Source organism: Lysinibacillus sp. NPDC056220 (assembly GCF_049315265.1).
In the GTDB taxonomy this organism is placed as follows: Bacteria; Bacillota; Bacilli; order Bacillales_A; family Planococcaceae; genus Lysinibacillus; species Lysinibacillus pinottii.
In genome coordinates, this window is record NZ_JBMOXD010000002.1 from 167,027 (window position 1) to 193,639 (window position 26,613).

Here is a 26,613-nt window from a genome sequence, read left to right on the forward strand (position 1 = left end):
GTATACTGACTCATATACTAAATATCAATATGCATTGATGAGGACATGAATTTTGTGTATCAGCTTCTAGAGAGGGAAGTCAACGGCTGAAAGCTTCCTAGTTTGAACGCATCATTTACTACCTGCTGAGCAGCGAAAGGGATAATCTTTCGCCGGTCCCTAGCCCGTTAGCTAGCCTTGAGCTTCGTCTGACTTGATAAGTCGGAAGGAAGAAGGGTGGAACCACGAGCATACGCTTCGTCCCTTTTGTGAGGGACGGGGCTTTTTTTATTATTTTAGATGTGGAGACTTCGCTTAGTCCAATTGTGGAGAGCGCTCATATTGGCAGCTGAATCACTTTATTAGTCTACAATCAATCATTATGTATTCAACTTAACAAAGGAGTGCAAAGAATATGTCAGAAATGATTAAATTAACTTTCCCAGATGGCGCAGTAAAAGAATTTGTAAAAGGTACATCAACAGATGACGTAGCCTTATCAATCAGCCCTGGCTTACGAAAAAAAGCTTATGCAGGTAAAATTAATGATGTATTGGTTGATTTAAAAACACCAATCGAAGAAGATGCTACAATTGCCATTATTACACAAGATGATGAAGAAGCACTTGAGATTTTACGTCACTCAACAGCTCATTTAACAGCACAGGCAATTAAACGTTTATTCCCAGATGTAAAGCTTGGTATTGGTCCTGTCATTGATGGAGGATTCTACTACGATATTGATTCTCCTACACCCATCACTGCCGAGGATTTACCAGCAATTGAAAAGGAAATGAAAAAAATTATTGCTGAAAATCTAGAGGTAGAACGTAAAAATGTAAGTCGTGCGGAAGCACAAGCAATGTATGAAGAAATTGGCGATGAATATAAATTAGAATTACTAGAGGCAATCCCTGCAGATGAGCAAGTGTCCATTTATTATCAAGGGGAATTTTTCGATCTTTGCCGTGGTATTCACGTACCATCTACTGGTAAACTTCGCGAATTCAAGCTGCTATCATTAGCAGGTGCCTATTGGAGAGGGAACTCTGATAACAAAATGCTACAACGTATTTATGGTACAGCGTTCTTCAAAAAAGAAGAATTAAAACATCACCTACAAATGCTAGAAGAAGCAAAAGAACGTGATCACCGTAAAATCGGGAAGGAATTAGAGCTATTTACAACTTCTCAAAAGGTCGGCCAAGGTTTACCACTTTGGTTACCAAATGGTGCAACAATTCGTCGTGTTATTGAGCGTTATATTGTCGATAAAGAATTGTCTCTTGGATATAAGCATGTTTATACACCTGTATTAGGTTCAAAAGAGCTTTATCAAACTTCAGGTCACTGGGATCATTACCAAGATTCTATTTTCCCACCAATGGAAATGGACAACGAGACATTAATTATGCGTCCAATGAACTGTCCTCACCATATGATGGTTTACAAAAATAGCATGCATTCTTATCGTAGCTTACCATTACGTATTGCTGAGCTTGGAACAATGCACCGCTATGAAATGTCGGGAGCAGTTTCTGGCCTGCAGCGCGTACGTGGGATGACTTTAAATGATGCACATATCTTTGTTCGTCCAGACCAAATTAAAGCAGAATTCCAAAAAGTCGTGCAGTTAATCTTAGAGGTGTATAAAGATTTCGATTTAAATGATTATTCATTCCGTTTATCATATCGCGACCCTGCTGATACTGAAAAATACTTTAATGATGATGCTATGTGGGAAAAAGCACAAAGTATGTTAAAAGAAGCAATGGATGAGCTTGGCTTAGATTACTTCGAGGCTGAGGGTGAAGCAGCATTCTATGGTCCTAAACTGGATGTGCAAGTAAAAACAGCGATTGGTAAAGAAGAAACTTTATCAACAGTTCAGCTAGACTTCTTATTACCAGAACGTTTCGACCTAAGCTACGTTGGGGAGGATGGCAAACCACATCGTCCAGTCGTTATTCACCGTGGCGTTGTATCAACAATGGAGCGTTTCGTTGCCTTCTTAATTGAAGAATATAAAGGTGCATTCCCAACTTGGTTAGCTCCTGTCCAAGTAGAAGTCATTCCAGTATCGAATGAAGCACACTTCGATTATGCAAAACAAATCGAAGAGCAATTAACAGCAGCGGGCTTACGTGTGGAAATGGATGATCGTGAAGAGAAATTAGGCTATAAAATTCGTGAAGCACAAATGAAAAAGATTCCGTATATGCTTGTCATTGGTGATAAAGAAGTTGAAGCTAATGGTGTTAATGTTCGTCGCTATGGCTCAAAAGATTCCGAAACAATTAGCTTTGAGAATTTCCTAGCAGCTATAAAAGCAGAAATTACAAAATAATCTTTCTTAAAAAACCTCACTTGCATAAGTGAGGTTTTTTGTATAAAATGAATCTTGCTGTTGTATAAATTATTTAATAGTAGGTCAATCTAGAAATGATAAGAAAATTAGTATTTGACAGCTTATCATATACATGCTAATATAATTAAGGTTAATGAATACAAAGTTTGTGGTTGAAGTAGAGGCTGCCCGCTTCTCACCTGATACAACGCTTTAAAGGCTGTGAACAGGTATGACACGTTGAATTGTTTTGCGTAGACTTGCGCATGCACATATAGCGGGCGGACATCTTCAAAATGTCCGTCCTTTTTTTATGGACATGACAAGAGGATGTACCGTTCAACCGGGCAAGGCTTTGCCCAAACCATGTATTCGCGACAACTACTTGGAGGTGGATTACTATTAGCAAAGACATGTATGTAAACGAAGGCATTCGCGCACGTGAACTTCGATTAATCGATCACAATGGTGACCAGCTTGGTGTAAAGACACGTAATGAAGCGCTAGAAATCGCCGCTCGTGTAAACTTGGATCTTGTCCTTGTGGCCCCTCAAGCCAAGCCGCCAGTCGCTCGTATCATGGACTATGGTAAATTTAAGTTTGAACAGCAAAAGAAAGACCGTGAAATTCGTAAAAATCAAAAAGTCATCGTAATGAAAGAGGTTCGTCTGAGCCCGACAATCGATGAACATGATTTCCAAACGAAGCTACGTAATGCGATTAAATTCCTTGAAAAAGGCGATAAAGTAAAATGTAGCCTACGTTTCAAAGGTCGTGCGATTACACACAAAGATATTGGTCAACGTGTGTTAGATCGTTTTGCTGAAGCTTGTGCTGAAGTATCAACGGTAGAACAAAAACCGAAGATGGAAGGCCGAAGCATGTTCTTAGTTCTTCAACCAAAGAACGAGAAATAATATTAGACGAACAGTTTAGGAGGAATTCGACATGCCAAAAATGAAAACTCACCGTGGAGCTGCGAAACGTTTCAAAAAAACGGGTTCAGGTAAATTAAAATATGACCGTGCTTATGGAAGCCACTTATTCGCAAACAAATCTACGAAACAAAAACGTCACTTACGTAAAGCAAACATCGTTTCATCTGGTGACTTCAAACGCATCAAATCTTTACTTGTTTACATGAAATAATTGACTACAAAAATACTAACATTCATTTTTTAATGAAAAGCAGGAGGTAATTCATATGCCACGCGTAAAAGGCGGAACAGTGACGCGCAAACGTCGTAAAAAAGTATTAAAATTAGCTAAAGGTTACTATGGTTCAAAACATACATTATATAAAGTTGCTAACCAAGCAGTAATGAAGTCAGGTCAATATGCATACCGTGACCGTCGTCAGAAAAAACGTGATTTCCGTAAATTATGGATCACTCGTATCAACGCAGCTGCTCGTATGAACGGTCTTTCTTACAGCCGTTTAATGCACGGTTTAAAAGTTGCTGGTATCGAAGTTAACCGTAAAATGTTAGCTGACCTTGCTGTAACTGATGCTGCTGCATTCACTCAATTAGCAGACGCTGCTAAAAAAGCAGTAGCTAAATAATATTTGACTCAGTTAAATATTATTTCTGCACCGAAAGCGAATGCGATAGGTGAAGAAAAAGACTGATGGATTTTTCCATCAGTCTTTTTTGTGTTAGATTAATCATATACGTTTTTTTGATAAAGGAGTAGAAAATGGGACAAGCAGTATTAGCTTATATGAGTATTATATCGATTGTGTTGCTCATTTTAATGGGGATGGACAAATCGCGTGCTAAAAAGCATGAATGGCGTATTGCAGAGCGTACTTTGTTCACACTAGCCATCGTAGGAGGGGCAGTAGGTGGAGTGCTTGGCATGTATTTATTCCGTCACAAAACACGCCATAATAGTTTTGCCTTTGGATTTCCTCTACTGGCAGCCATCCAAATTTTTATTATCGTACAGCTTTGGATATAAATAAAAACATTTTAAAACACACATCCTCATCAAGAGGATGTGTTACGCATAAGCTGTTCAATGGGCTGCTTCCAATTGATTTTCGCACTTGGATAATTCAATAGTATTTCTTGCTGTAAATATTCAAAGTCGCCTTTTGTAAAGCCCTGCAATGTTGCAGTATCACGTGCGCCGACAAAAATAGTGACAACCTCGAAGGCATCCTCTGTTGTACCTAAGTATTTTTCGCCTTCAAAAAGAGCACCCTTATAGGAAATAAAGAAATTTTTCCGGACATTTTTAACGTCATCATAAAAGTAATATTGGCCTTTTTCATAGGCTTCGTCAAGTTTGCGTTTAGGATCAGTTATATAACGAATCGCTTTATAAAATACATAAATAATAAGCGCTATTACAGCAAGTCGAATTAGTAACGGCAACATGTTTAAATTTCCCCCTTGAAGAAAGGTTATTCTTTCCTATACGATTGGGGAGGTCAAATAGTTTCACTTTTATTTAAATATTTTTTAGAAATTTAGGAGAAAAAAATGAATATACAACAATTGTTTATGATGCAAAAAGAGCTGGATGATTTCATTGAGCAAACTCAAAATATTCAGCAAGATGTATTTCAAGAAAAAGGACTAGCATTATTGGTAGAGCTAGCTGAGCTAGCCAATGAAACGCGCTGCTTTAAATTTTGGAGTACAAAAGGGCCTTCAGCACGAGAAGTCATTCTAGAAGAATATGTGGATTCTATTCATTTTATCCTTTCCTTAGGCTTATTAAAGAACTATACAACCATCGAAAAATGGCCTGTGATAGAAGAACAGAGACATTTAACAGCAACATTTATAGAGACACAAAGTGCTATTTTAGCTTTTATCGAGCAACCGACAGAGGATCGATATCTAGCAATTTGGCAATGCTATGGTTTACTTGCATACAATCTTGGTTTTACTTTCGAAGATGTAGTTCATGCATATATTGAAAAAAACCAAGAAAATTATAATCGTCAGCGTACAGGATATTAAATAATTAAGAAATACACCAATTTTCAGACGATTAAGCTAGGAATATTTCGGTAAACGAAGTATAATAAAATAGATATAAGAAGTAGGAGGCAAAAGAATGACACAACTAGATCCAACATTACAAATGTTTAAAGATTTAACAGATGCAAATGGTATTGCAGGTAATGAACGTGCACCGCGTGAGGTCATGAAAAAATATATTGCACCGTATGCAGATACTGTAGAAACAGATAACCTAGGTAGTGTAATCGCTAAAAAAGTAGGCGATGAAAACGGACCTAAAATCGTCGTGGCAGGACATTTAGATGAAGTAGGTTTCATGGTTACACAAATTGATGACAAAGGCTTTATCAAGTTCCAAACAGTAGGTGGCTGGTGGAGCCAAGTTATGCTGGCACAGCGCGTGACAATTACAACACGTAAAGGTGATGAAGTAATAGGGGTTATCGGTTCAAAGCCACCTCATATTTTACCTGCTGATGTCCGCAATAAAGTAGTAGACATTAAAGATATGTTTATTGATATTGGTGCAGCTTCTAAAGATGAAGTGCTTGAATGGGGCGTACGTCCTGGCGATATGGTAACACCATATTTCGAGTTTAATGTTATGAAAAATGAAAAATATTTATTGGCCAAAGCTTGGGATAATCGTATTGGTTGTGCCATTGCTATTGATGTAATGAAAGCTTTACAAAATGAAAAACACCCTAATATTCTTTACTCTGTAGGAAATGTGCAAGAAGAAGTTGGACTTCGTGGTGCTAAAACAGCTACACATAAAATCCAACCGGATATTGGATTTGCCGTTGATGTGGGTGTAGCAGGAGATACTCCAGGAGTAACAGCTAAAGAATCAACGAGTAAAATGGGTGCAGGTCCTCAAATCGTTGTGTATGATGCATCTATGGTTTCACACCGTGGCTTACGTGAATTCGTATTAGACGTAGCAGACGAAAACAATATTCCATACCAATTTGAGGCAATGGCTGGCGGCGGTACAGATGCTGGCTCCATCCATGTAACAGCAAATGGCGTACCAGCATTATCCATCGGTATTGCGACACGTTATATCCATTCACATGCAGGTATCCTACATCGTGATGATTATGACAACGCTGTTAAATTAATGGTTGAAGTCATTAAAAAATTAGACCGTGATGCAGTCAATAAAATTACATTCGACTGATTGAATGGAGAGTAAATAGATAAACAGTAGTTTTGCCTTCTAACTAAAATGTTAGAAGGCTTTTTTGTTAATGAAAAAAGATAGTAGACATATCGCACAAAATTAACATAATAGTTATCATAATAATCATAAGTACATATTATTTGCACAATAAAAAATGAAACGAAAATACTATATTTGAAAATTATTTTTATATGGTATAATTTCCTATAAAAGGAGTGGATTTATTTGGGAATTAAAAAAACAATCAAGTTTATATTATGTTTATCTATTAGTTTATGCATTCTAAATTATCCAAGTATTTCATTTGCTGAAACACTTGATACTAATAGTTCTAGTGTAAAAAGCAAATCTGACATTGATACGGGTATAGCAAACTTGAACTACAACAACAGGGAAGTACTAGCAGTGAATGGTGACAGAGTTGATAGCTTTGTTCCAAAAGAAGGGCTTAACTCCAATGATAAATTTATAGTGGTGGAGCGCAATAAGAAATCACTGACAACTTCACCAGTGGATATATCAATTATTGATTCGATGGCGAATCGTACATATCCAGGAGCCCTACAACTTGCCAACCAAGCTTTTGTAGACAATCAACCCAACTTATTGGTGGCTAAAAGAAAACCCCTAAATATTAGCATTGATTTACCTGGTATGAAAAGAGAAAATACTTTGACTGTTGATAATCCAACATATGGTAATGTATCTGGAGCCGTGGATGAGTTAGTATCTACTTGGAGCGAGAAATATTCCTCTACACATACTTTACCTGCAAGACTACAATATTCAGAATCAATGGTTTATAGCAAATCTCAAATAGCAAGCGCTTTGAATGTAAACGCCCAAGTTCTCGACAATTCACTGGGAATTGACTTTAATGCGATTGCGAATGGAGAGAAAAAAGTGATGGTTGCCGCATATAAACAAATTTTTTATACGGTAAGTGCAGAACTGCCTAACAATCCATCAGATCTTTTCGATGATAGTGTTGATTTTGCAGAGCTAACTCGTAAAGGGGTAAGCAATGATGCTCCTCCTGTAATGGTGTCGAATGTAGCTTATGGTAGAACAATTTATGTGAAATTAGAAACAAGCTCTAAGAGTAAGGATGTACAAGCAGCATTTAAAGCATTACTGAAGAATGTTAACACGAATGTAGAAACTAGTGCACAATACAAGGATATTTTTGAGGAAAGTTCCTTTACGGCTGTAGTATTAGGCGGAGATTCACAAAAGCATAATCAAATTGTCTCAAAGGACTTTAATGATATTAGAGAAGTCATTAAAGATAATGGAGAATTTAGTCTTAAAAATCCAGCTTATCCAATTTCCTATACAAGTGTTTTCTTAAAGGATCATTCAATTGCTGCTGTTCATAATAATACAGATTATATTGAGACGACAGCTACAGAATATTCTAAAGGCAAGATCATCCTTGATCATTATGGTGCATACGTTGCTCAATTTGAAATAGCATGGGACGAATTTTCCTATGATGAGAATGGAAATGAAGTATTAACTCATAAAACGTGGGATGGAAACTGGAGAGACAAAACAGCTCATTTTTCTACAGTCATACCGCTTCCGGCTAATTCGAAAAATATAAGAATTTATGCAAGAGAATGTACAGGTCTTGCTTGGGAATGGTGGAGAACGGTTATTGATGAATATAATGTTCCATTGTCTAATGAAATCAAAGTCTCCATTGGAGGAACTACATTATACCCAACAGGTAGTATCGAGTAAGTAGCCGTATATAAAGATAAAGAATTTTTACCTCCTAACAAATTATTGTTAGGAGGTTTTTACGTTTTCAAGTTCTTTCAATAACTGCCCCCATGTTCCTTCTTTATTCATACCCCTTTCTATAATTAAACTACAAAGGATTCAATCTTAAAAAATGTTATTATGCATAAATATTCAATACGACGAATCTTTGTCACATTTAATATTTATTGAAAAAAATTATAAAAATTCAGTTGATTTTATATTTATGCATGATATACTGATTTCAACAGCAATGAAACAAGGAGCGAAGGCCATGAAATTACTCGAAGAAGTACAGCTAAAGTTAGTTTCTAGTTTAAAAGGAAAAGACCTATTAACGTTGCTTGACTATACAAGTCAAGAAGTTAAAGAACTTATTGAATTAGCAACTCAGCTTAAAATGATTACCAAAGAGGGGAAATGTCCAAGGTTACTAGAAGGCAAAACACTTGGTATGATCTTTGAAAAACATTCAACGCGTACTCGTATTTCCTTTGAAGTTGGTATGAATCAGCTAGGTGGAAAAAGTATGTTTATGCATGCACGTGACTTACAAATAGGCCGTGGTGAATCCATTTACGATACAGCACATGTCTTATCAGGCTATTTGGATGGGATTATGATCCGAGCAAATTCCCACGCAATGGTGAAGGAACTAGCAGAGCATGCGGCTATTCCCGTCATCAATGGATTAACAGATATTTATCATCCATGCCAAGCTTTAGCGGACTTAGAAACAATTGCAGAAAACAAAGGTTTTTTAAAGGGACTTAAAATTGCCTATGTAGGAGATGGCAACAATGTAGCACATTCTTTAATAGTGGCTTCAGCACATGTTGGGATGAATGTAGCTGTGGCGACACCAGCAGGCTATGAATGTGATGCGGAAGTGATCGCTAACGCACAAGCACTTGCCGCGGCAAATGGCAGTACAATTATGGTGACACATGACCCTGTGGAAGCTGTATTACAGGCAGATGTTGTTTATGCAGATGTTTGGACTTCGATGGGCCAAGAGGAAGAAGCAGCAAAACGTTTGCAAGATTTTGCAGATTACCAAATCAATGATGAGCTTGTAGCATATGCGAAACCGAACTACATGTTCCTGCATTGCTTGCCAGCACATCGTGAGGAAGAAGTGGCAACATCTGTTATTGATGGCCCTAATTCTTACATTTTTGAGCAAGCTGAGAACAGACTTCATGCACAGAAAGCAGTTCTTGCATCAATTCTAGCGTAAGATTTGAACTATACTTTTCGAGTTGAAAAGTACAATAAATAGAGTTTATATGCGCAACAGAGGGTGCCCATATGAATAACCTACAAGTGGCTGACAGACAGAGGGATGATCACCACGCGCGATGCTTGTTGTCAAGATGGATGGCTACATCGCTACATAGTCAAGTAACCTGGGAGACGCTGGGTTACTTTTTTCTTTTGTATGGAGTGATAGAGGACTAAAAACTAAGTTTTCCTATAAAGTATAGAGAATATAAAAAATTATTTATATAATAGATTTAAATAAGGAGTGAAGGGATGGAACTCACATGAATATAGACCATATAGAGGCTTTTTTATATGTTGTCCATTACAAGAGTACGCATAAGGCAGCCAACGCTTTGTTTCTTTCTCAACCGACGGTGACTGCACGTATCAAATCATTGGAGAGGGAGCTAGGGGTTGAATTATTTTATCGAGAGGGACGAAGTGTAACCTTATCAGATAAAGGCAAAGATTTCTTACCTTTCGCCACTCAAATCGTGCAAACATTTCAGCAAGGAAAGAAGCAATTGGAAAATACACAGGAAACAGACGATGTATGTATTGGTGCAAATGGCGTAACAGCTCAGTATTTTTTAGCGGATGCGTTACCTAAATGGAAAGAACAATTTCCTAATTTGCGTTTTCAATTGGTGACAGGCTCAACAGCTATGCTATTAGAAAAATTGGAGAGTCACCAAATACATGTAGCTTTCATTCAGTATGTGCACAGAGAAGGAATATTCAACGAGTTATTATTAAAAAATGCAGTGAAACTTGTGAAGCATTGTGAACATCCTTTACCACAATATGAATGCATCGAGGCGAAAGAATTGGCACAACAGAAAATGGTGTTTTTTGAGTGTGGAGCGTTTGATTGGAATTATGTGCATAAAATGTTCGAGGTAGAGGGTGTAGCAGCCAATATAGAGGTTCGAACAGATCATTTAGAAATCGCTAAGGCCTTCATTCGCACAAAAAACTATATTAGCTTTTTACCACAGCTTTGTGTCAAAAATGAGCTTGAAAGCGGCGAATTTGTTGAGGTAGATGTGAAGCATTTACTGGATATGAATCAACATATATTCCTAACTTATAAAAATAAAGATACATTGATTTCAGATTTTTGGGAGACAATTTGTCATACAGCGAAGGATTTTGAAAGGGGACAAATGATGGAGTGATAAAATTTTTTATGTAGCCGATAAATTTTTTCTATTACTTAACCTATTGCATATTGTCTGAATGAACTGTAATATCATTCTCAATCCAAATTTATTTATGAATGATCGTAAATAAATATTTTTTTAACTCGAAAACATACTTAACCACTATGTTTAGTAAAAAATAAAAATAAGGAGGAATTGATATGGCTAGACAAGACAAAATTCGTTTGGGAGCAATTATTCACGGAGTAGGTGGTAATATTTCAAGCTGGCGTCATCCAAAGGTAGCGAGCAATCAAAGTGTCAACTTGCCTTTTTATATTCAGCAGGCTCAAAAAGCAGAGGAAGGGAAATTTGATGTTGCTTTTATTGCGGACGGCTTATTTATTAATGAAAAATCGATTCCTCATTTTTTAAATCGTTTTGAGCCTATTACGATATTATCGGCATTAGCATTAGCAACCAATAATATAGGGCTAGTTGGAACGGTATCGACATCCTATAGCGAACCATTCACAGTGGCACGTCAATTTGCCTCTTTAGATCATATTAGTGCAGGGCGTGCAGGCTGGAATGTGGTAACTACTCCTTTAGAAAGTACAGCTTTGAACTACAATAAAACAATAGATCAACATCCTAGTCATGCAGAACGTTATCAAATCGCCGAAGAATATTTAGAGGTTGTTAAAGGATTATGGGACTCCTGGGAAGATGATGCATTTATTGCAGATGTCGAAAATGACCAATTTTTTGATCCAGAAAAATTACACACGTTACATCATAAAGGGCAGTATTTTTCAGTCCAAGGTCCACTAAATATTGGGCGAACAAGGCAAGGCCAGCCAGTTATATTCCAAGCGGGTGCATCTGATGCTGGGATTCGATTGGCTGCTAAGGATGCAGATGCCATTTTTACACATGGGACATCTATAGAAGAATCACAAAAGTTTTATAAAAGAGTAAAGACTGAGGTTGCAGCATTTAAGCGAAATCCAGATGAAGTAAAGATTTTTCCGGGTATTTCTCCAATCATTGGCGATACAGTAGAGGAGGCAGAGGCAAAGTATCAGGAAATCGTTGAATTAGTTTCCATTGACCGTGCTTTGGCTTATCTTGGTCGTTACTTCGATCATCATGATTTTACACAGTATGATGTGAATGCGCCGTTTCCAGAGCTGGGAGAAATTGGGTCAAATAGCTTTAGAAGTACGACTGATTATATTAAACGCTATGCTAAGCAGGAGGGGCTTACATTACGTCAAGTTGCTTTACGTGAGGCGACTCCGAAAACGGCATTTTTTGGGACGGCAGAGCAAGTGGCTGATCTTGTACAGGAATGGTTTGAGCAGGAGGCAGCAGATGGCTTCATAATCGGTGTAACGGTACCAGGTGCCTTAGAGGATTTTGTTGATAAAGTAGTACCGATATTACAAGCTAGAGGGCTTTATCGAGAAGACTATGAAGCTGATACATTGCGTGGAAATTTAGGATTGCCATTTAAGAAAAGTAGGTATATCAAACAGTCTGTTTAAAAACCTAGTAAATTTATTTGAATAAGTGAAATTAAGGAGGCTGTGTATGAGTTATACATTAGGCATATTAGATCAAAGTCCAATTATGGATGGAGCTACAAATGAGCAAACATTACAAAAAACTGTCGCATTGGCACAGAATGCAGAGCAGTTAGGCTACTCTCGTTTTTGGGTATCGGAACATCATCATTCGGATGCACTAGCAGGGTCATCTCCCGAAGTATTAGTGTCCTATTTACTTGCAAAAACCGCATCTATTCGTATTGGTTCTGGAGGAGTCATGCTCCAGCATTACAGTCCATACAAAGTAGCTGAAAATTTTCATGTCCTTTCATCCTTAGAGCCGGGGCGTGTTGATTTAGGTGTTGGGAAGGCACCAGGTGGTTTACCGCTTTCTACAAAAGCCTTACAATATGGCACGCTCAATCAAGGCGAGGATTTTGAAAAGAGACTCACATTTTTACAGCAATTAATTGAACAAAATGTACCTACGGATCATGATCTTCATGGTGTGCAAGCCACACCTATCCCAAAAGTAAGTCCGGCACTATTCTTATTAGGGGCAAGTCCACAAAGTGCAGAACTTGCTGGAAGACTTGGTATTGCATTCGTCTTTGCACGATTTATTAATAGTGACAATGAATTACTAGCACAGGCGTCTAGTATTTATCGTGAACATCATCCTAAAGGCCACTTTGTGGTCTCAATCGCAGCTGTTGCAGCACCTACAAATAAAGAAGCAAAGGGACTGATAGAAGACCAAAAAATTACAAAAGTTCATTTAGCAAGCGGTAGGACGTTGACTCTACAATCCGTAGAGCTAGCAGAAAAATTTGGGCAGGAGTCTGGAGAGGAATATACGGTCAAACAATATGATGCGGATATTGTTTATGGATCACCAGAAGAAATTAAAAATCTACTTGATCATTTTCACGTTCAATACCAAATAGATGAGTTCATTTTGCACACGCCTGTACGAAAGGAATTTGAACGGCAACGCTCCTTTGAACTTTTAAGTCCTATTCATTTAAAGTTGCAGCAACAAGTAACAGTAAGATAAGGAGGAAAAATAATGAGTGTGACTAGAGATATAATTGTTTGGTCAAAGCAGGGATGCAGCTATTGCGATGATATAAAAGCGTATTTACAAGAACAGCACCTTCCTTATAAAACGGTAGATGTAACAAATCATGATTCATTTAGAGATATTCTTGACTTAAAATATGGTGTTCGTTACGTGCCCATTGTAGAAATTGGCTCGAGAGAAAGTGGTGTCTATAGAGCCATAACAGAAATTGGTTTAGAACACGTAAAGAATGCACTTGCCGTGAGCTTACCCTCACAAACATAGAAGAAGGAGAGGGAATTATATGAAAAAAATATTATTTTATATGCTACTTTTGCTGACGGCGCTTTTAACAGCATGTGTAGAAAAATCGGACGGAGCTTCGAATGAACAAAAAACAGCGCAAGGAGGAGAAGATGTCCAAAAAATTATCGTTGGTACAGGTACACAGTTTCCAAATATTTGTTTTATCGATGAAAAAGGCAACTTAACCGGCTATGATGTGGAGCTAGTTCGAGCAATTGATGAAAAGTTACCTGAGTATGAATTTGACTTGAAAACAATGGAATTTTCAAATTTATTACTAAGTTTAGAAACAAGAAAAATAGATTTCATCGCCCATCAAATGGAAGTTAATAGTGAACGAGAGGAAAAGTTTTTATTTAATAAAGAACCGTATAATGTTTTCCCATTAAAGGTGACAGTAAATGAAAAAAATAATGAGATCCAATCTATTGAAGATTTGAAAGGGAAAAACGTAAGTGTTTCGCCAACAAGTAACTCCGCTGTCTTTCTTGAAAAATATAATAAGGACCATCATTTAGGCGCGAATATCGTGTATTCTTCAGGTTCAGTCGATGTCAATAATCAACTAGCAAGTGGCCGTATTGATGCCATTATTACGACACCCTTTGCCGTGAAATACTATAACGAAAGCAATGAAGCACAGCAAAAGGTTGTTGGGGATGCATTATTAAATTCGAAGGTTTATTTCTTATTAAATAAGGATGAGGTGAAGTTACAAGAGCGTTTAGATGAGGCTATTGTTGAGCTGAAGAAAGAGGGGGTTATTAGCAAACTAAGTAAAAAATGGTTAGGTGATGATTATACAGTAGACTTCTAACAATCAAGGAAGGAAGAAAGAGGCATGGATAATAATCTTGATTTTGTACTCATTGCGAAAGTACTTCCAACATTGCTTCAGTATTTACCAGTAACTGCAGAAATACTAGTGTTCTCCATAATTTTTGGTATAGTGCTAGGAATTATGCTAGCAATACCAAAGCTTTTAAACGTAGCGCTATTAAAGCAAATTATTACAATTTATATTTCATTTATTCGTGGCACACCAATCTTAGTGCAATTGTTTTTAGTGTTTTATGGAGTACCAGCACTCCTAAAGCTCATTCATATTGATGTTACTCGATTGGATGCTATGTATTTTGTCATTATTACGTATACACTGAGCAATGCGGCAGCCTTTGCTGAAATATTTCGTGCAGCCATATTAACTGTTGATCGTGGGCAAATAGAAGCAGCCTTTTCCGTGGGCTTAAACGGGCCTCAAGCCTTTTTGCGAATTGTTTTCCCTCAAGCAATCCGCGTTGCTTTTCCAAATATAGCGAACACCATGATTAGTTCATTAAAAGATACCTCACTCGCTTTTTCTATAGGTGTAATGGATATGGTTGGGCGCGGAGAGACTTTAATTGCGTCCACAACACGGGCTTTTGAAATATATGTGGCATTATCGATCGTTTACTTTGCGATTGTCATAATTCTTGAAAAAATATTCAAATTCAATGAACGTTATTTCAATCGCTATATGCCAAAAGAAGTTGAAACTTATTAGGGGGATGTGCTATGACCATTGATATTGTATTTGTGATGGAGGCTTTACGAGAAATTAGTAAAGTAATACCGCTAACACTATTCATGACATTTACCCCAGTTTTTTTGGGTATTGTAATTGGAATTATGGTAGCCTTTGTACGGATAAAACAAATAAGATTTTTGACGCCCTTCTTAAATTTTTATGTTTCCTTTTTCAGAGGCACACCTATTATTATGCATATCATGCTTGTTTATTTTGGATTACCCATGCTAGTGGATGGTGTGGTAAATACTTTTCACTTATCATTTCAATCCAGTTCAATTCCTATATTATTTTTTGTAATACTTGCACTCACATTCAGTGCAGGGGCATATGCATCGGAAATTATTCGCTCTGGTATTTTAAGTGTCCCCAAAGGGCAATTAGAAGCGGCATATGCAATAGGTTTAACATTTACACAAGCAATGCGACGTTATGTTTTACCACAAGCATTTGGTAAGTCAATTCCTAACTTTACTAATGTCTTTATTGGTTTTTTACATGCCACATCATTAGCTTTTTTTCTGTCCATCAAAGAATTGACAGGAGTGGCGAACATTGTTGCTTCTGTGAACTTGAAATTTTTAGAGGCTTTCATTGCGGTTGGTATCATTTATTGGGGGATTTCGATTATTACAGAATCGATCTCACATCGTATTGAAAAAAGAGTAATGGCCTATAGTAAAAGTGGGCTTTAGTTGAAAGGGGAAAATATATGACAACAGCGGAAATTGTTATTGAACATTTACAAGAGGAAGAGTATGCAGATTATCGTAAGGTTTTAGTAGAAAGCTATGGGCAATATGAAAAGGATTATAAGGAACCAGAGCAATGGGCGTCCTATTTAAATGATATTCGAGCATCCGTTGGCAATCCAAACGCCGAAACTATTCTAATAGCAAGGAGAGGGGATGAGATTTTAGGGGGACTGCAATTATTTACCGATGCAGAGAAAGCATATGGGCTGCCAGAGCTTAATATACAATCGACCATCGTTCGTTTATTGGGGGTTCATCCAAAAGGAAGAGGGCAGGGAGTTGCTAAGAAATTATTGCATGAAAGCTTTGCCTTTGCAAGAAAGAGACAGGATCAGGCACTATACTTGCATTCAGGAGATATTATGCAGGCTGCTATTAATCTTTATTTATCTTTAGGTTTTGTAAGAGACGAGTCAAAGGAATTTTATAAGGGAGATATATTAGTAAAGAGCTTCCGCTATGATTTATAAATAAAAACCGCTGATTGTTGGAATCGGCGGTTTGTTTATGGTTATAGGGAGAAGACTTTCCCGGGATTCATTATGTTAAGGGGGTCAAGTGCTATCTTAATACTTTTCATCACTGCAAGAGAGGTACCATGTTCAGTAGCTTGATATTTCATCTTACCAATGCCAACACCATGTTCTCCTGTACATGTGCCACCTCGAAGCAGAGCATATTGAACAATTTGCTCGTTGAAGCGATCGGCTTTTGTCTGCTCCTCCGCATCATCGGGGTTTAACATTAATAGCGCATGAAAGTTACCGTCTCCTACATGCCCGACAATTCCTCCTACTAGTCCCACATTATTTAGCTGCTCCCTTGCATATAAAATGGTTTCGGCAAGCATGGAAATAGGAACACAAACATCTGTTGACATAAGCTTTTTACCAGGATGAGCATGCATATAGGCATAGGCCAATGAATGGCGTGCTTCCCAAAGTTTATTACGTCCAGCATTATCCTGTTCAAATTCAACAGATAGGCAATGAAAATCCTTAAAAATTTCTGTGGCGCATGCTATATCTGCATGCATACCTGCCTCATTTCCCTGGAACTCTAAAAATAGTGTCGGCTTTTCGTTAAAGGATATGTCATGATAAGTATTGACTTGTTGAATGGAGGCTTCATCAACTAACTCCACCCGACCAACCATTATTCCTGTTTGTAATAATGCAGTGACGGAACTGACAGCATCGCCCACTGTATTAAAAACAGCCCGTCCTGCGGTCACAAATTCAGGTATTCCATATACTTTCAGTGTAAGCTCAGTAAAGCAACCAAGCGTACCTTCTGAGCCAACGAATAAACCGTTTAAATGATAGCCAGAAGAGGACTTCGCTGCTAAATTTCCAGTATGAATCACAGAGCCATCTGCCAATACTACCTCTAAATCACGAACTTGATCGCGCATAACACCGTAGCGAACAGCAGTAGTGCCACTAGCATTAGTAGCTGCCATACCACCTAGTGTGGCATCAGCACCCGGGTCCACTGTAAATTGTAGCCCATGCTTTTTTAATTCTTTATTCAATTGTGAACGTGTGACGCCTGGCTGTACTTTTACAAGAAGGTCTTCAGGTCTAACTTCTAAAATAGCATTCATTTCAGAGAAATCGATTGAAATACCATTTGCAATGGGAATTGCATTTCCTTCTAGACTTGAGCCAACACCGAATGGTACAACCGGAACACGTTGTGCATGCGCGACTTTTAAGATGGCACTGACATCAGCGGTGGAACGTGGAAAAACAACGATATCAGGTAAGCTCATCGCATGATGGGATTCATCCTTACCATGTAGCTGTCGTACCGTTTCGTTTGTTGACACTTGCTCTTCTAATAATACCTGTTTGAGTTGATTGACAATAAATTCTACTACAACAGTCATTCCAATCCCTCCAAATTTTCTGATAAGTAAAACATTATCATGCATTTATTGGAAAGGGAATGCATTGCTTATAAAAAATCAGTTTGCAAATGCTTTTTCTAACTTTTGAACGAATGCTTCTTGTTCAGTAGAGCTTGATTGCTTCCACCATTTTTCAAAAAATACCCCAAGTCCTGGGAGTAAATGCTCTTCTCCACGGCTAATGGCATCTTCAACAATATCTTTAATTTCTGCTGCAGATTGACCGTGTACATTGGCTGTAATCGCATCTCTAATTTGAAAATTCATCTATTTCGCCTCCTTAATAGTAATTTGTCCAAGTATCGTTTTAATATGTACGAAATACCAAAGAAAATAGTTCAAATTTACAAAAACAAGGTGTAATTATGATGAATACTGCTAGTAATTTGAATCATATTGAGCGATTAAATGATAAAAGTGAACATTCGATTTATATATATATCCATTTTAAGATAACATCACCTAGGAATATCAGACTGTGCATAGTTGACAGGAAGAGACAAATGACTATCCATAACAATCGAAAGCCCACAACTACCCAATCATTTGAAGAAATATTGGAAAGTGTGCAACCGATGATTAGTTCTATTCTTACAAGCTTTAGAATTTATAAAGATTATGATTATTATCGCCAAGTAGCGACTATTGCTGTTTGGAGGGCATGGTTAAAAGCAGATCCAGCAAAAGGACAATTATCTGGTTATATTTATTCCAACATAAAAGGAGAAATATTAAATGAATTAATAAAGGAAAAAAACTATTTAGAGAAAATAGCAACAGTTGATGATGAAACACTTGATTATCTTCGTAGTGAGTTCGAGCGAGAGGAATATAACCATCCACAAAGTTCCAACTTTCTAGAGAATTTGATAGGACAGTTAAAACAGGTAGAAAGAAGCATCTTATATTTATATTATGTAGAAGATCGCAGTGATCAAGACATCGCTAATATACTAGGTTTTTCCGTAGCAGCCAGTAAAAAAAGAAGGGAAAGAATCATTAAGAAGTTAAGAAATAAGGATTCTAGAGTGGAAAAAAAGCAATAATATATCAAAAGTATGCTAATATTGTAACAAAATGAATATTAGCATGCTTCTCTTGACTGCATACAAATTACGATAAAAGTGTTATGATTTGTAAGTAGTCAAAGAAAAATACAATTTTACATAAATTATTCAGTTTCAGTAGTTAAAAATACCTAGTGATTTTACATAGTAGTATGGAGGGTTTGTGTTGGGCAAATGGTTTAATCAGATCGATAAAAAAGAGGTTTGGTACATGGTATTACCATTACTACTGGTCATACCATTATTAATTTTTAGCAATCAAGTATATGATGTTTTTCAAGGTGAAATTTATACAAATTTAAAATTGATTATACAAGTATTGATTATTGTGTTTACAATGGCAATAGCCATACAATCCTATTTAGTATTTTCTCACTTACTATCCAATCAGACTTTATACATAGGAAATGTGTTTTTTATTTTAGCATTACTTGAATTAGTAAGTTTATTTTTTAGCCATAACCATTATATTAAATGGGACTATATAGATGGCACTTTACATATCTTAATACGTTTTTACTTATCACTTGGTTTTTTATTCATTATTTTATATCCTAAAAAACAATTAACAATAAAGTATAGAATCCTTAGTTATAGCGGTTCTCTACTTTTTGTTATAGCAAGTATTCTCCTAGTATTTATTTCACCAAAATTTTTGCCAGTACAATGGATAGATCCTATTGATAATATGGTACACCTATTTTCTATTGTTCTTCAACTGATCACAATAAATATTATTAGTAGGTTTTTTAAGAAAATGCCAAAGCGTTCCATGTGGCTCATCAGTGCGGCTATATCGCTTATTGTAAGTGATACGCTTTTTATAATAAGCCAAGATACACATGCTATTTGGGATTTCTCCGCCCTTATTTATCAATTTTTAGCATTTTACTTTTTCTTAAAGGCAATTTATTATACATCGGTTGAAAAGCCGTTTCAACAACTGTTGAAAATCAAAAAAGATCTTGAACAATCACAACGGGAGCTTCAATTTCAAGCCTATCATGATGATATTACACTATTGCCAAATGAGCATTTATTACTTAAAACATTAAAGGAAAAATTACATGAAAACGAACTTCAAAAGGCAATCATTGCGATAGAAATTGATCGGTTTGCAGCCATTCGTTCTTCCATAGGAATCAGTCATTCTAATAAAATGATGAAGTTAGTGGCAGACCGTATTCAAACGATTTTACCACCGCACTATTTTGCGACCAAACTACAAGAGGGCCAATTTGTCATTTACATTCACCATGTAAAGACTGTTGAGGAGCTATTACAATTTTGCTTAAATCTAAAAAGTGCCATGAAAAAACCTTTACAGGTACAATTATTTTCGTTAAATGGCAATTTGAATATGGGAATTGCCCTACAAGAGGAAAAGTGGTCGGGGGAAGAGCTATTGATGCATGCCCAACTAGCCATGCGAGAGTCTAGACAAATACCTCAAAGATTTCTTTTTTATAAGCCATACATGTCTAAAGGAATTGCAGATCGTATATTGCTTGAGCAAGATTTACATAATGCATTAGCCAATAATGAATTTTATTTAGATTATCAACCACAGGTAAATTTAAAGAGTGGTGCGATTGAATCTGTTGAAGCATTAGTACGCTGGCGACATCCAAGTCGGGGGTTTGTGTCACCTGAATTATTTATTCCGATTGCTGAAGAATGTGGTCTTATTATTCCTCTTGGAAAATGGATATTAGAAACAGCCTGTCAGCAAGCGAAACAATGGGAGGAACAAGGGTTACCTCCAATCAAAGTAGCTGTTAATCTTTCACTTGGACAATTATTTCAACAGGATTTAGTTGAAATGGTGGCTGGAATATTACAACGTTCAAAATTGGATGCTCATTATCTACAATTAGAAATTACAGAAAGTATGACAATGAATATTGATCAAATGACACAGCTACTGCATGAATTAAAGGCGCTTGGCATTCAAATAGCAGTAGATGATTTTGGAACAGGATATTCATCTTTATCCTATTTAAAGGATTTTCCAATAGATTGTCTAAAAATTGACCGCACTTTTATTAGAAATGTTCCACATAATCCAAATGATGAAGCACTTGTATCGATGATTATTTCGATGGCCAAGCATTTACGCTTGAAGGTTGTGGCGGAGGGGATTGAAGAGGTTGAACAGCTTTCGTTTCTGATGGAAGGTGGATGTGATTATATTCAAGGTTACTTATTTAGTAAACCGATTTCACCTCAGCAAATTTCGGAAACCTTTCATGATTTGCACCACCATGTAAATGACGTCTTGATGCAGCTTCAATATAAAGAAAATTATAGTGTGTAAGCAATGCAAAGAACCTGCTTAGTGATGAAGCAGGTTCTTTCTTTTCTAGTGAACGAGATATTCTTCCTTCAGTTCGGATATATCTACTTCAGAACGCTCCTCTAAAGAGCGTCGTAGGTGAACAGTCGCTGTTTTCTCATCATCATGGAGTTTATCAATCCAAACGGATACACCATTATAGCTCACTTCATATTCTAACGGTGAGGCGACAATTTCATGTGCACGTTGATAATCCAACAGAAGCCCCCCTTATTTTTTCTTCTTATTGTGCTGATTTTGGGTTACTGAATTAATCAGCTCCATGAACTCTTGAGAAAATTCCTCGCTAACCTTATTAGGGGCGATCTTCTGATTTTTTGGTGTTTGAGGTAATGAACCTTTATTGTTACTTTGACCTTGTTTATTGTCTCTTCCCATGTGAGTTGCTCCTTTCAAATTGATATATCTTAATATGGCTTTGAAATGAGCTTTTTATCATGGGAAAAAATCGGGAAAATGTAGCATATCTTTATTAGTTGAGTACACAATAAGAAAAAGCTAAGGTTTTATTATAGAAAAATTTTCATTTAAAAGTACCCAATTTTGTGGAAATGGGAAACCTAAAGCCCAATAACTAATTCCTCGAAGGTTATATTGTTTGACTAAGTCAAATTTAGCTTGGGCACTTCTTGCATCTTCAAACCATACCTCGTGATTTCTCCCTTGTTCATCGACATAACGATAGAATGGGGATTGTGCTGTTTGGTCAAATTGGATAGTAGCGCCATATTCAATGGCTCGATTAAGAGCCTGCTGTGGACTAAAAGTTTCGGCTTCTTGGCCTTTGACATGGGGTAATAGCCAATCACGAGCATATAGCTCAAAGCCTAATAAAATTTTATTTGCTGGTATTTCTGTCAGTGCATATTCCACAACTCTTCTCATCTCATTAATAGGGGAAATCGCTTGAGGAGAACCAAAGCGATACCCCCATTCATAGGTCATCAAAACCACAAAATCTGCTATTCGACCGTGCGCCGCGTAATCGTGTGCTTCATATAACGTTCCAGCTTGCGTTGCACTTGTTTTAGGTGCGAGTGCAGTTGACACGAGATAGCCCATTGGATGAAGCGTATCCGCAGCTAATTGTATAAACGCATTGTAATTTTCTCGATCTGCTGGTAAAACATTTTCAAAATCAATATTCAAAACTTGATAGCCCTTCTCTTGCATTACCTGCAAAACATTATTCATCACCTTGACACGTAAATCTTCATTGGACAAGACAACATGTGCTAAATTAGAGCCACCCTCTGTAGAAGTAAAATTAGTGAGCGTTAGCATAGGAATGATGTTTTTAGCCTGTGCAGCTGCTATCATTTTTTCGTCGTTTATAGGCTGTAGTGTACCGTCTTCCTTCATCATATATGCAAAAGGACTAAAATAAGTAAGTAGATGACCAACGGCATTAATGGAATCAATCGCTTCCTCAGATGGTTGGTAAGAATAAGCATTTACTTCAATGAGGGGTAATTTTCTAGGGATGATTAACTGAGCGCCGACATAAATCATATTAGGGTTGTTTATATGATTTACAGCAACAATTGCTTGGATGGTCGTCTCATACTCTTGAGCTATTTGCCATAAAGTTTCTCCAGGCTCCACAATATGAATGATTGGTGGAATAATTAATTTAGTGCCAGGGGTTAACATATCAGGGTTAGTTAGATGATTGTCTGCAATGATGGCTTCTAGCGGAACGCCAAATTGCTGTGCAATTGCCCATAATGTATCTCCGCTTTTAACGGTATAGGTGGTATAGGGTGACGGTATAACAAGTGATTGTCCGATGGCTAATTGATCTGGTGTGGCTAACGCATTTAATAAGGTAATAGATTGCACAGATACCCCATAACGATTGGCAATATGCCATAGCGTTTCCCCAGCACTTACTACATGAATAATCATAGAACACCTCCTACATGATAGTTCATTACTGCATCATATGATTCAAATGAAGAAATGAGTATTTTTATAAGAGAAAAGTAAAATGCTTAAAACTTCAAATTCTTTCCCTATGATACCTAGCATAGGATATGACATAAGTTAGGTATGATAGGAAAGGGGTTTGAGGTGAAAAAAGCGAAACTTACAGGCAGAATCGTTACTCCTGAAGATCCGAATTATGAACAAGCCAGGACGAATAATAATTTAAGTAATCCAAAATATCCGAGAATAATTGTATTTTGTCAAAGAACAAAAGATGTGGTGAATGCCTTGAGATGGGCAAGAGAAAACAATGAACCTTTCAGGGTTCGCAGTGGCCGCCATAGCTATGAAAATTATTCGATATTAAATAAAGGACTTGTCATTGATATAAGTGATATGAATCACATGGCTATTAATTTGCAAGATATGTCGGTCAAAATCGATGCTGGAGCCAATTTAGGAAAGGTGTACAGAGAATTATGGGAAAATGGTGTAACGATACCTGCTGGCACAGAAAGTAGCGTTGGTGTAGTTGGCTTAACTCTTGGTGGGGGGATTGGCATGCTGTCACGACCTTTTGGGCTAACTTGTGATAATCTCCTCGAAGTAGAGATAGTGACGGCAAGTGGACAGGATGGGGCTAGAATCATCCAAGCAAATAGGCAAAATCATAATGACCTCTTTTGGGCAAGTTGTGGTGGCGGCGGCGGTAATTTTGGGATTGTTACTTCATTAACATTCAAGCTTCATGCTATCAGTGAAGTTTCGCTCTTTTCTATCACATGGGGATGGGACGATTTTGAGCTTGCTTTTAATACTTGGCAAAAATGGGCTCCCTTTACCGATAAGCGTTTGACATCGCAAATTGAGTTAAAGACTAAGGAAGTTGGAGAGGTTGTAGCACAAGGGGAATTTGTGGGTCCTACAGCTGAGTTAAAAAAACTTCTTCGACCTCTAAGGAAGGCAGGTTCACCAACAAATATATGGATAAAGGAAGTACCCTATATCAAGGCTGTAGAATTTTTTGATCTACCGAGTGGTAATCAACCAGTTCTCTATAAAAGATCAGGTTCCTTTATAGAGAGACCACTTCCTTTTGAGGCCATTAAAAGAATGAAGGATTTTTTAACGCTTGCCCCTAATCCAAATACGACAATTTGGCAACAATCCTTAAGAGGAGCAGTCAGTGAAATTTCGCCAACTCGCACAGCCTATTATTACCGAAATGCAATAATGGCTCAAGAATACAATACTTCTTGGAAAAAGCCAGCTGAAGAAAAGAAAAATATCGAATGGGTGGAGAACATACGAAGAGCTTTATCTCCATATACCACTGGTGATTATGTCAATTTCCCAGATCGATTTATTCAGGATTGGCCAACAGCCTATTATGGTCGTAATTTTAGAAGGCTGAGAGAAGTGAAAACAAAATATGATCCATTTAATGTTTTTCACTTTCCGCAAAGTATTCCGCCAATTAGAAAATGGTTATAGACAATATGATGAGCAGTATGCGGACGCATTGCTGCTCTTTTTAATGATCAAAGTATGTCCAATCTACAAGTGGAAATTAATCTTGATAATTACCGTACCAAAGTTCACAATAAAACTATTACATATATTTCTAAAAGGAGTTAGTTGGATGGAAAATATTGTTGTTCGTAATCATGTAAAAATAGTTGGACAAGGAGATCAACCGATTATTTTTGGACATGGTTTTGGCTGTGATCAAAACATGTGGCGTTATATTACGCCTGCATTTATGGACAAATATAAAATTATCTTATTCGATTATGTCGGCTCTGGAAGATCAGATAAAAATGCCTATATATCAGAGAAATATAAAAATTTGGAAGGCTACATGCAAGATTTATTGGATATTATTGAATCTTTAAAATTACAGCAAAGTGTTTTTGTAGGACATTCTATTAGTTCCATGATTGGATTACTTGCATCCATCAAAAGACCGGAATACTTTAAAAAATTAATTATGATTGGTCCTTCTCCATGTTATTTAAATGATGGTGAATATATTGGTGGATTTGAGCGTAGTGATATTTCGGAATTATTAGAGATGATGGAAATGAACTTTGCGGGTTGGGCAAGTTATATGGCCCCTATCGCAATGAGCAATCCTGAAAATCCAGCATTAACGGATGAACTCAAACAAACATTTAAATCTGCAGATCCTGTCATTGCGAGAGAATTTGCCGAGGTAACATTTTTATCGGATCATCGAAATGAATTATCACAGGTAACAGTCCCTGTTTTAATTATACAATGCTCCGAGGACAGTATTGTGCCCATAAGTGTAGGAGATTATTTACATAAACATATTAAAGACAGTACTTTTAGCTTAATGGAAGCGAAAGGACATTACCCTCACATTAGTCACCCAAATGAAACCATTCAGTGTATTATGGATTTTTGTAGAGAAGATAATGAAAGGATTATTGTAAATGGAACAACGACTTAATGATGCGCCCTGTGGTTTTCTTTCCATCACTCACGAAGGATTGATTGCCGAGGTCAATCACACCTTACTAAAATGGATAGGCTTTGAACAGGTGGATTTGCTACAACAACATTTAGAAATACTTCTATCTACTCCTAATAAATTAATTTTTCACTCCTATTTTTATCCGGCGATAAATTTAGAACAGCAAGTAGAGGAATTGTTTATTCATCTCAAACATAAGGAAGGTATGGCCATACCATTTCTAATGAATGCTAGATTGTATACGGAAGATACGGTAGAGCGAATTGATTGTATTTTAGTCAAAATGCAAAAGCGTATTGATTATGAACAAGAGTTACGTTCAGCTAAGAAGCTACTAGAGGCAGCCTACCAAGAAAAAGAACAGGCGTTAGCCAATTTGGAGCAAATATATGTAGAAATCGAACAACAACAGGCAAAATTATTAACCGTGAATGCTTCCTTAGTTGAATTATCGGAGACAGACAAACTGACGGGTTTAAAAAATAGGAGATTCTTCCAAGAAAAACTTGAACAACAGCTCAATAGTTATTATGAATCAGCTAAGCCTTTCTCTCTATGCATTCTTGATATTGACCACTTTAAAAAGGTTAATGATACGTTTGGACATCAAGTAGGTGACGATGTTCTTGCTCAATTGGCACAGCTATTAACACAACGAGCGCGTAAAGAAGATACCGTCGTTCGTTATGGTGGTGAGGAATTTGTTATGATTTTACCGGAAACCGAGATTGCCGCAGCAAAAGAGATAGGGGAGCAAATAAGAAAAACCGTTGCGTTAGATCATTGGCCAGCTGGTCAAGTGACCATAAGTATTGGTTTGGCAACCGTCACATCTAAAGATACTGGTACGACCTTGCTAAAGAATGCGGATGATGCCTTGTATGCATCGAAAAAAAATGGTCGTAACCAAGTGACCCATTTTTATGATATGAAGTAA

Annotated in this window: 28 protein-coding genes; 22 read left to right on the forward strand and 6 right to left on the reverse strand. The window is 37.0% G+C overall.

Going from position 1 to position 26,613, the window contains the following annotated elements; all coding sequences use genetic code 11:
- The first annotated feature begins 394 nt into the window (after nt 1-394).
- From thrS to ACOZBY_RS05845, 5 genes are all read left to right on the forward strand, one after another.
- The gene (gene thrS / locus ACOZBY_RS05825; RefSeq protein WP_036164459.1) at nt 395-2,326 is read left to right on the forward strand and encodes a threonine--tRNA ligase; all 1,932 of its coding nucleotides are present in this window, start codon (nt 395-397) and stop codon (nt 2,324-2,326) included.
- Nucleotides 2,327-2,739: 413 nt separating this feature from the next.
- On the forward strand, nt 2,740-3,243 hold the full coding sequence (gene infC, locus ACOZBY_RS05830) for a translation initiation factor IF-3 (RefSeq protein ID WP_012295602.1): 504 nt from the start codon (nt 2,740-2,742) through the stop codon (nt 3,241-3,243).
- Between the two features lie 31 nt (nt 3,244-3,274).
- Nucleotides 3,275-3,475: a 50S ribosomal protein L35 gene (rpmI, locus tag ACOZBY_RS05835; protein ID WP_004226312.1), complete on the forward strand. Its 201-nt coding sequence runs from the start codon at nt 3,275-3,277 to the stop codon at nt 3,473-3,475.
- A 55-nt stretch (nt 3,476-3,530) separates the two neighbouring features.
- A complete protein-coding gene (gene rplT, locus ACOZBY_RS05840; RefSeq protein WP_004226314.1) occupies nt 3,531-3,890 on the forward strand; it encodes a 50S ribosomal protein L20 in 360 nt (119 codons plus the stop codon).
- 134 nt (nt 3,891-4,024) lie between these two features.
- Nucleotides 4,025-4,288, forward strand: a complete 264-nt coding sequence (locus tag ACOZBY_RS05845; RefSeq protein WP_012295601.1) for a DUF1294 domain-containing protein — start codon at nt 4,025-4,027, stop codon at nt 4,286-4,288.
- Between the two features lie 29 nt (nt 4,289-4,317).
- Here ACOZBY_RS05845 and ACOZBY_RS05850 read toward each other — a convergent pair whose 3' ends face one another.
- Nucleotides 4,318-4,710: a hypothetical protein gene (locus ACOZBY_RS05850; RefSeq protein WP_008179260.1), complete on the reverse strand. Its 393-nt coding sequence runs from the start codon at nt 4,708-4,710 to the stop codon at nt 4,318-4,320.
- A gap of 105 nt (nt 4,711-4,815) precedes the next feature.
- On the opposite strand from ACOZBY_RS05850, the gene ACOZBY_RS05855 reads away from it, so the two are divergent.
- The 12 genes from ACOZBY_RS05855 (at nt 4,816) to ACOZBY_RS05910 (ending at nt 16,382) form a co-directional block, all read left to right on the forward strand.
- Entirely contained in the window at nt 4,816-5,301 is a 486-nt protein-coding gene (locus ACOZBY_RS05855) for a dUTP diphosphatase (protein ID WP_031416425.1), read from the forward strand.
- A 97-nt stretch (nt 5,302-5,398) separates the two neighbouring features.
- On the forward strand, nt 5,399-6,487 hold the full coding sequence (locus ACOZBY_RS05860) for a M42 family metallopeptidase (protein WP_008179256.1): 1,089 nt from the start codon (nt 5,399-5,401) through the stop codon (nt 6,485-6,487).
- 228 nt (nt 6,488-6,715) lie between these two features.
- Complete coding sequence (locus ACOZBY_RS05865; RefSeq protein WP_012295599.1) at nt 6,716-8,236, forward strand: thiol-activated cytolysin family protein; 1,521 nt, start codon at nt 6,716-6,718, stop codon at nt 8,234-8,236.
- A gap of 295 nt (nt 8,237-8,531) precedes the next feature.
- A complete protein-coding gene (gene argF, locus ACOZBY_RS05870) occupies nt 8,532-9,497 on the forward strand; it encodes an ornithine carbamoyltransferase (protein ID WP_422761757.1) in 966 nt (321 codons plus the stop codon).
- 307 nt (nt 9,498-9,804) lie between these two features.
- Nucleotides 9,805-10,701, forward strand: coding sequence for a LysR family transcriptional regulator (locus ACOZBY_RS05875; protein ID WP_099805824.1), 897 nt, complete (start codon nt 9,805-9,807; stop codon nt 10,699-10,701).
- A gap of 185 nt (nt 10,702-10,886) precedes the next feature.
- Complete coding sequence (locus ACOZBY_RS05880) at nt 10,887-12,215, forward strand: LLM class flavin-dependent oxidoreductase (protein ID WP_012295596.1); 1,329 nt, start codon at nt 10,887-10,889, stop codon at nt 12,213-12,215.
- A 46-nt stretch (nt 12,216-12,261) separates the two neighbouring features.
- The gene (locus ACOZBY_RS05885; RefSeq protein ID WP_012295595.1) at nt 12,262-13,275 is read left to right on the forward strand and encodes an LLM class flavin-dependent oxidoreductase; all 1,014 of its coding nucleotides are present in this window, start codon (nt 12,262-12,264) and stop codon (nt 13,273-13,275) included.
- 12 nt (nt 13,276-13,287) lie between these two features.
- On the forward strand, nt 13,288-13,566 hold the full coding sequence (locus ACOZBY_RS05890) for a glutaredoxin family protein (RefSeq protein WP_012295594.1): 279 nt from the start codon (nt 13,288-13,290) through the stop codon (nt 13,564-13,566).
- Nucleotides 13,567-13,585: 19 nt separating this feature from the next.
- Nucleotides 13,586-14,404 carry a transporter substrate-binding domain-containing protein gene (locus ACOZBY_RS05895; RefSeq protein ID WP_422761761.1) on the forward strand — a complete coding sequence of 273 codons (819 nt, stop codon included), beginning with the start codon at nt 13,586-13,588 and terminating at the stop codon, nt 14,402-14,404.
- Nucleotides 14,405-14,428: 24 nt separating this feature from the next.
- Entirely contained in the window at nt 14,429-15,133 is a 705-nt protein-coding gene (locus ACOZBY_RS05900; protein ID WP_031416417.1) for an amino acid ABC transporter permease, read from the forward strand.
- 11 nt (nt 15,134-15,144) lie between these two features.
- Complete coding sequence (locus ACOZBY_RS05905; protein ID WP_036217391.1) at nt 15,145-15,852, forward strand: amino acid ABC transporter permease; 708 nt, start codon at nt 15,145-15,147, stop codon at nt 15,850-15,852.
- A 17-nt stretch (nt 15,853-15,869) separates the two neighbouring features.
- A complete protein-coding gene (locus ACOZBY_RS05910; RefSeq protein WP_422761763.1) occupies nt 15,870-16,382 on the forward strand; it encodes a GNAT family N-acetyltransferase in 513 nt (170 codons plus the stop codon).
- A 41-nt stretch (nt 16,383-16,423) separates the two neighbouring features.
- Here ACOZBY_RS05910 and ACOZBY_RS05915 read toward each other — a convergent pair whose 3' ends face one another.
- Both ACOZBY_RS05915 and sspI read right to left on the reverse strand, forming a co-directional pair.
- Complete coding sequence (locus tag ACOZBY_RS05915) at nt 16,424-17,803, reverse strand: FAD-binding oxidoreductase (RefSeq protein WP_422761765.1); 1,380 nt, start codon at nt 17,801-17,803, stop codon at nt 16,424-16,426.
- Between the two features lie 78 nt (nt 17,804-17,881).
- Nucleotides 17,882-18,091 (reverse strand): small acid-soluble spore protein SspI, encoded by a 210-nt coding sequence (sspI, locus tag ACOZBY_RS05920; RefSeq protein ID WP_008179231.1) that lies wholly within the window; start codon nt 18,089-18,091, stop codon nt 17,882-17,884.
- A 236-nt stretch (nt 18,092-18,327) separates the two neighbouring features.
- Between sspI and ACOZBY_RS05925 the strand changes: the two genes are divergently transcribed.
- Together ACOZBY_RS05925 and ACOZBY_RS05930 are read left to right on the forward strand one after the other, a co-directional pair.
- Nucleotides 18,328-18,870 (forward strand): RNA polymerase sigma factor, encoded by a 543-nt coding sequence (locus tag ACOZBY_RS05925; RefSeq protein WP_036217389.1) that lies wholly within the window; start codon nt 18,328-18,330, stop codon nt 18,868-18,870.
- A gap of 187 nt (nt 18,871-19,057) precedes the next feature.
- Nucleotides 19,058-21,208, forward strand: a complete 2,151-nt coding sequence (locus ACOZBY_RS05930) for a bifunctional diguanylate cyclase/phosphodiesterase (protein WP_227256899.1) — start codon at nt 19,058-19,060, stop codon at nt 21,206-21,208.
- Nucleotides 21,209-21,253: 45 nt separating this feature from the next.
- On the opposite strand, the gene ACOZBY_RS05935 is transcribed toward ACOZBY_RS05930, so the two are convergent.
- The 3 genes from ACOZBY_RS05935 to ACOZBY_RS05945 form a co-directional block, all read right to left on the reverse strand.
- Nucleotides 21,254-21,445 (reverse strand): H-type small acid-soluble spore protein, encoded by a 192-nt coding sequence (locus ACOZBY_RS05935; RefSeq protein ID WP_012295586.1) that lies wholly within the window; start codon nt 21,443-21,445, stop codon nt 21,254-21,256.
- A 12-nt stretch (nt 21,446-21,457) separates the two neighbouring features.
- Nucleotides 21,458-21,625 carry a YfhD family protein gene (locus ACOZBY_RS05940; protein WP_139015345.1) on the reverse strand — a complete coding sequence of 56 codons (168 nt, stop codon included), beginning with the start codon at nt 21,623-21,625 and terminating at the stop codon, nt 21,458-21,460.
- A gap of 120 nt (nt 21,626-21,745) precedes the next feature.
- Nucleotides 21,746-23,155, reverse strand: coding sequence for a LysM peptidoglycan-binding domain-containing protein (locus ACOZBY_RS05945; protein ID WP_012295585.1), 1,410 nt, complete (start codon nt 23,153-23,155; stop codon nt 21,746-21,748).
- A 165-nt stretch (nt 23,156-23,320) separates the two neighbouring features.
- Between ACOZBY_RS05945 and ACOZBY_RS05950 the strand changes: the two genes are divergently transcribed.
- From ACOZBY_RS05950 to ACOZBY_RS05960, 3 genes are all read left to right on the forward strand, one after another.
- Complete coding sequence (locus tag ACOZBY_RS05950) at nt 23,321-24,670, forward strand: FAD-binding oxidoreductase (protein ID WP_036164443.1); 1,350 nt, start codon at nt 23,321-23,323, stop codon at nt 24,668-24,670.
- 148 nt (nt 24,671-24,818) lie between these two features.
- The gene (locus tag ACOZBY_RS05955) at nt 24,819-25,652 is read left to right on the forward strand and encodes an alpha/beta fold hydrolase (protein ID WP_012295583.1); all 834 of its coding nucleotides are present in this window, start codon (nt 24,819-24,821) and stop codon (nt 25,650-25,652) included.
- Entirely contained in the window at nt 25,636-26,613 is a 978-nt protein-coding gene (locus ACOZBY_RS05960) for a sensor domain-containing diguanylate cyclase (protein WP_422761770.1), read from the forward strand. The genes ACOZBY_RS05955 and ACOZBY_RS05960 overlap by 17 nt, the downstream gene beginning before the upstream one ends.

Excerpts from the sequence above, each read along its gene's own strand:
- thrS (WP_036164459.1), top strand. The coding sequence starts at position 395 with ATGTCAGAAATGATTAAATTAACTTTCCCAGATGGCGCAGTAAAAGAA.
- infC (WP_012295602.1), top strand. The coding sequence starts at position 2,740 with ATGTATGTAAACGAAGGCATTCGCGCACGTGAACTTCGATTAATCGAT.
- rpmI (WP_004226312.1), top strand. The coding sequence starts at position 3,275 with ATGCCAAAAATGAAAACTCACCGTGGAGCTGCGAAACGTTTCAAAAAA.
- rplT (WP_004226314.1), top strand. The coding sequence starts at position 3,531 with ATGCCACGCGTAAAAGGCGGAACAGTGACGCGCAAACGTCGTAAAAAA.
- ACOZBY_RS05845 (WP_012295601.1), top strand. The coding sequence starts at position 4,025 with ATGGGACAAGCAGTATTAGCTTATATGAGTATTATATCGATTGTGTTG.
- ACOZBY_RS05850 (WP_008179260.1), bottom strand. The coding sequence starts at position 4,710 with ATGTTGCCGTTACTAATTCGACTTGCTGTAATAGCGCTTATTATTTAT.
- ACOZBY_RS05855 (WP_031416425.1), top strand. The coding sequence starts at position 4,816 with ATGAATATACAACAATTGTTTATGATGCAAAAAGAGCTGGATGATTTC.
- ACOZBY_RS05860 (WP_008179256.1), top strand. The coding sequence starts at position 5,399 with ATGACACAACTAGATCCAACATTACAAATGTTTAAAGATTTAACAGAT.
- argF (WP_422761757.1), top strand. The coding sequence starts at position 8,532 with ATGAAATTACTCGAAGAAGTACAGCTAAAGTTAGTTTCTAGTTTAAAA.
- ACOZBY_RS05875 (WP_099805824.1), top strand. The coding sequence starts at position 9,805 with ATGAATATAGACCATATAGAGGCTTTTTTATATGTTGTCCATTACAAG.
- ACOZBY_RS05880 (WP_012295596.1), top strand. The coding sequence starts at position 10,887 with ATGGCTAGACAAGACAAAATTCGTTTGGGAGCAATTATTCACGGAGTA.
- ACOZBY_RS05885 (WP_012295595.1), top strand. The coding sequence starts at position 12,262 with ATGAGTTATACATTAGGCATATTAGATCAAAGTCCAATTATGGATGGA.
- ACOZBY_RS05890 (WP_012295594.1), top strand. The coding sequence starts at position 13,288 with ATGAGTGTGACTAGAGATATAATTGTTTGGTCAAAGCAGGGATGCAGC.
- ACOZBY_RS05895 (WP_422761761.1), top strand. The coding sequence starts at position 13,586 with ATGAAAAAAATATTATTTTATATGCTACTTTTGCTGACGGCGCTTTTA.
- ACOZBY_RS05900 (WP_031416417.1), top strand. The coding sequence starts at position 14,429 with ATGGATAATAATCTTGATTTTGTACTCATTGCGAAAGTACTTCCAACA.
- ACOZBY_RS05905 (WP_036217391.1), top strand. The coding sequence starts at position 15,145 with ATGACCATTGATATTGTATTTGTGATGGAGGCTTTACGAGAAATTAGT.
- ACOZBY_RS05910 (WP_422761763.1), top strand. The coding sequence starts at position 15,870 with ATGACAACAGCGGAAATTGTTATTGAACATTTACAAGAGGAAGAGTAT.
- ACOZBY_RS05915 (WP_422761765.1), bottom strand. The coding sequence starts at position 17,803 with ATGACTGTTGTAGTAGAATTTATTGTCAATCAACTCAAACAGGTATTA.
- sspI (WP_008179231.1), bottom strand. The coding sequence starts at position 18,091 with ATGAATTTTCAAATTAGAGATGCGATTACAGCCAATGTACACGGTCAA.
- ACOZBY_RS05925 (WP_036217389.1), top strand. The coding sequence starts at position 18,328 with ATGACTATCCATAACAATCGAAAGCCCACAACTACCCAATCATTTGAA.
- ACOZBY_RS05940 (WP_139015345.1), bottom strand. The coding sequence starts at position 21,625 with ATGGGAAGAGACAATAAACAAGGTCAAAGTAACAATAAAGGTTCATTA.
- ACOZBY_RS05945 (WP_012295585.1), bottom strand. The coding sequence starts at position 23,155 with ATGATTATTCATGTAGTAAGTGCTGGGGAAACGCTATGGCATATTGCC.
- ACOZBY_RS05955 (WP_012295583.1), top strand. The coding sequence starts at position 24,819 with ATGGAAAATATTGTTGTTCGTAATCATGTAAAAATAGTTGGACAAGGA.
- ACOZBY_RS05960 (WP_422761770.1), top strand. The coding sequence starts at position 25,636 with ATGGAACAACGACTTAATGATGCGCCCTGTGGTTTTCTTTCCATCACT.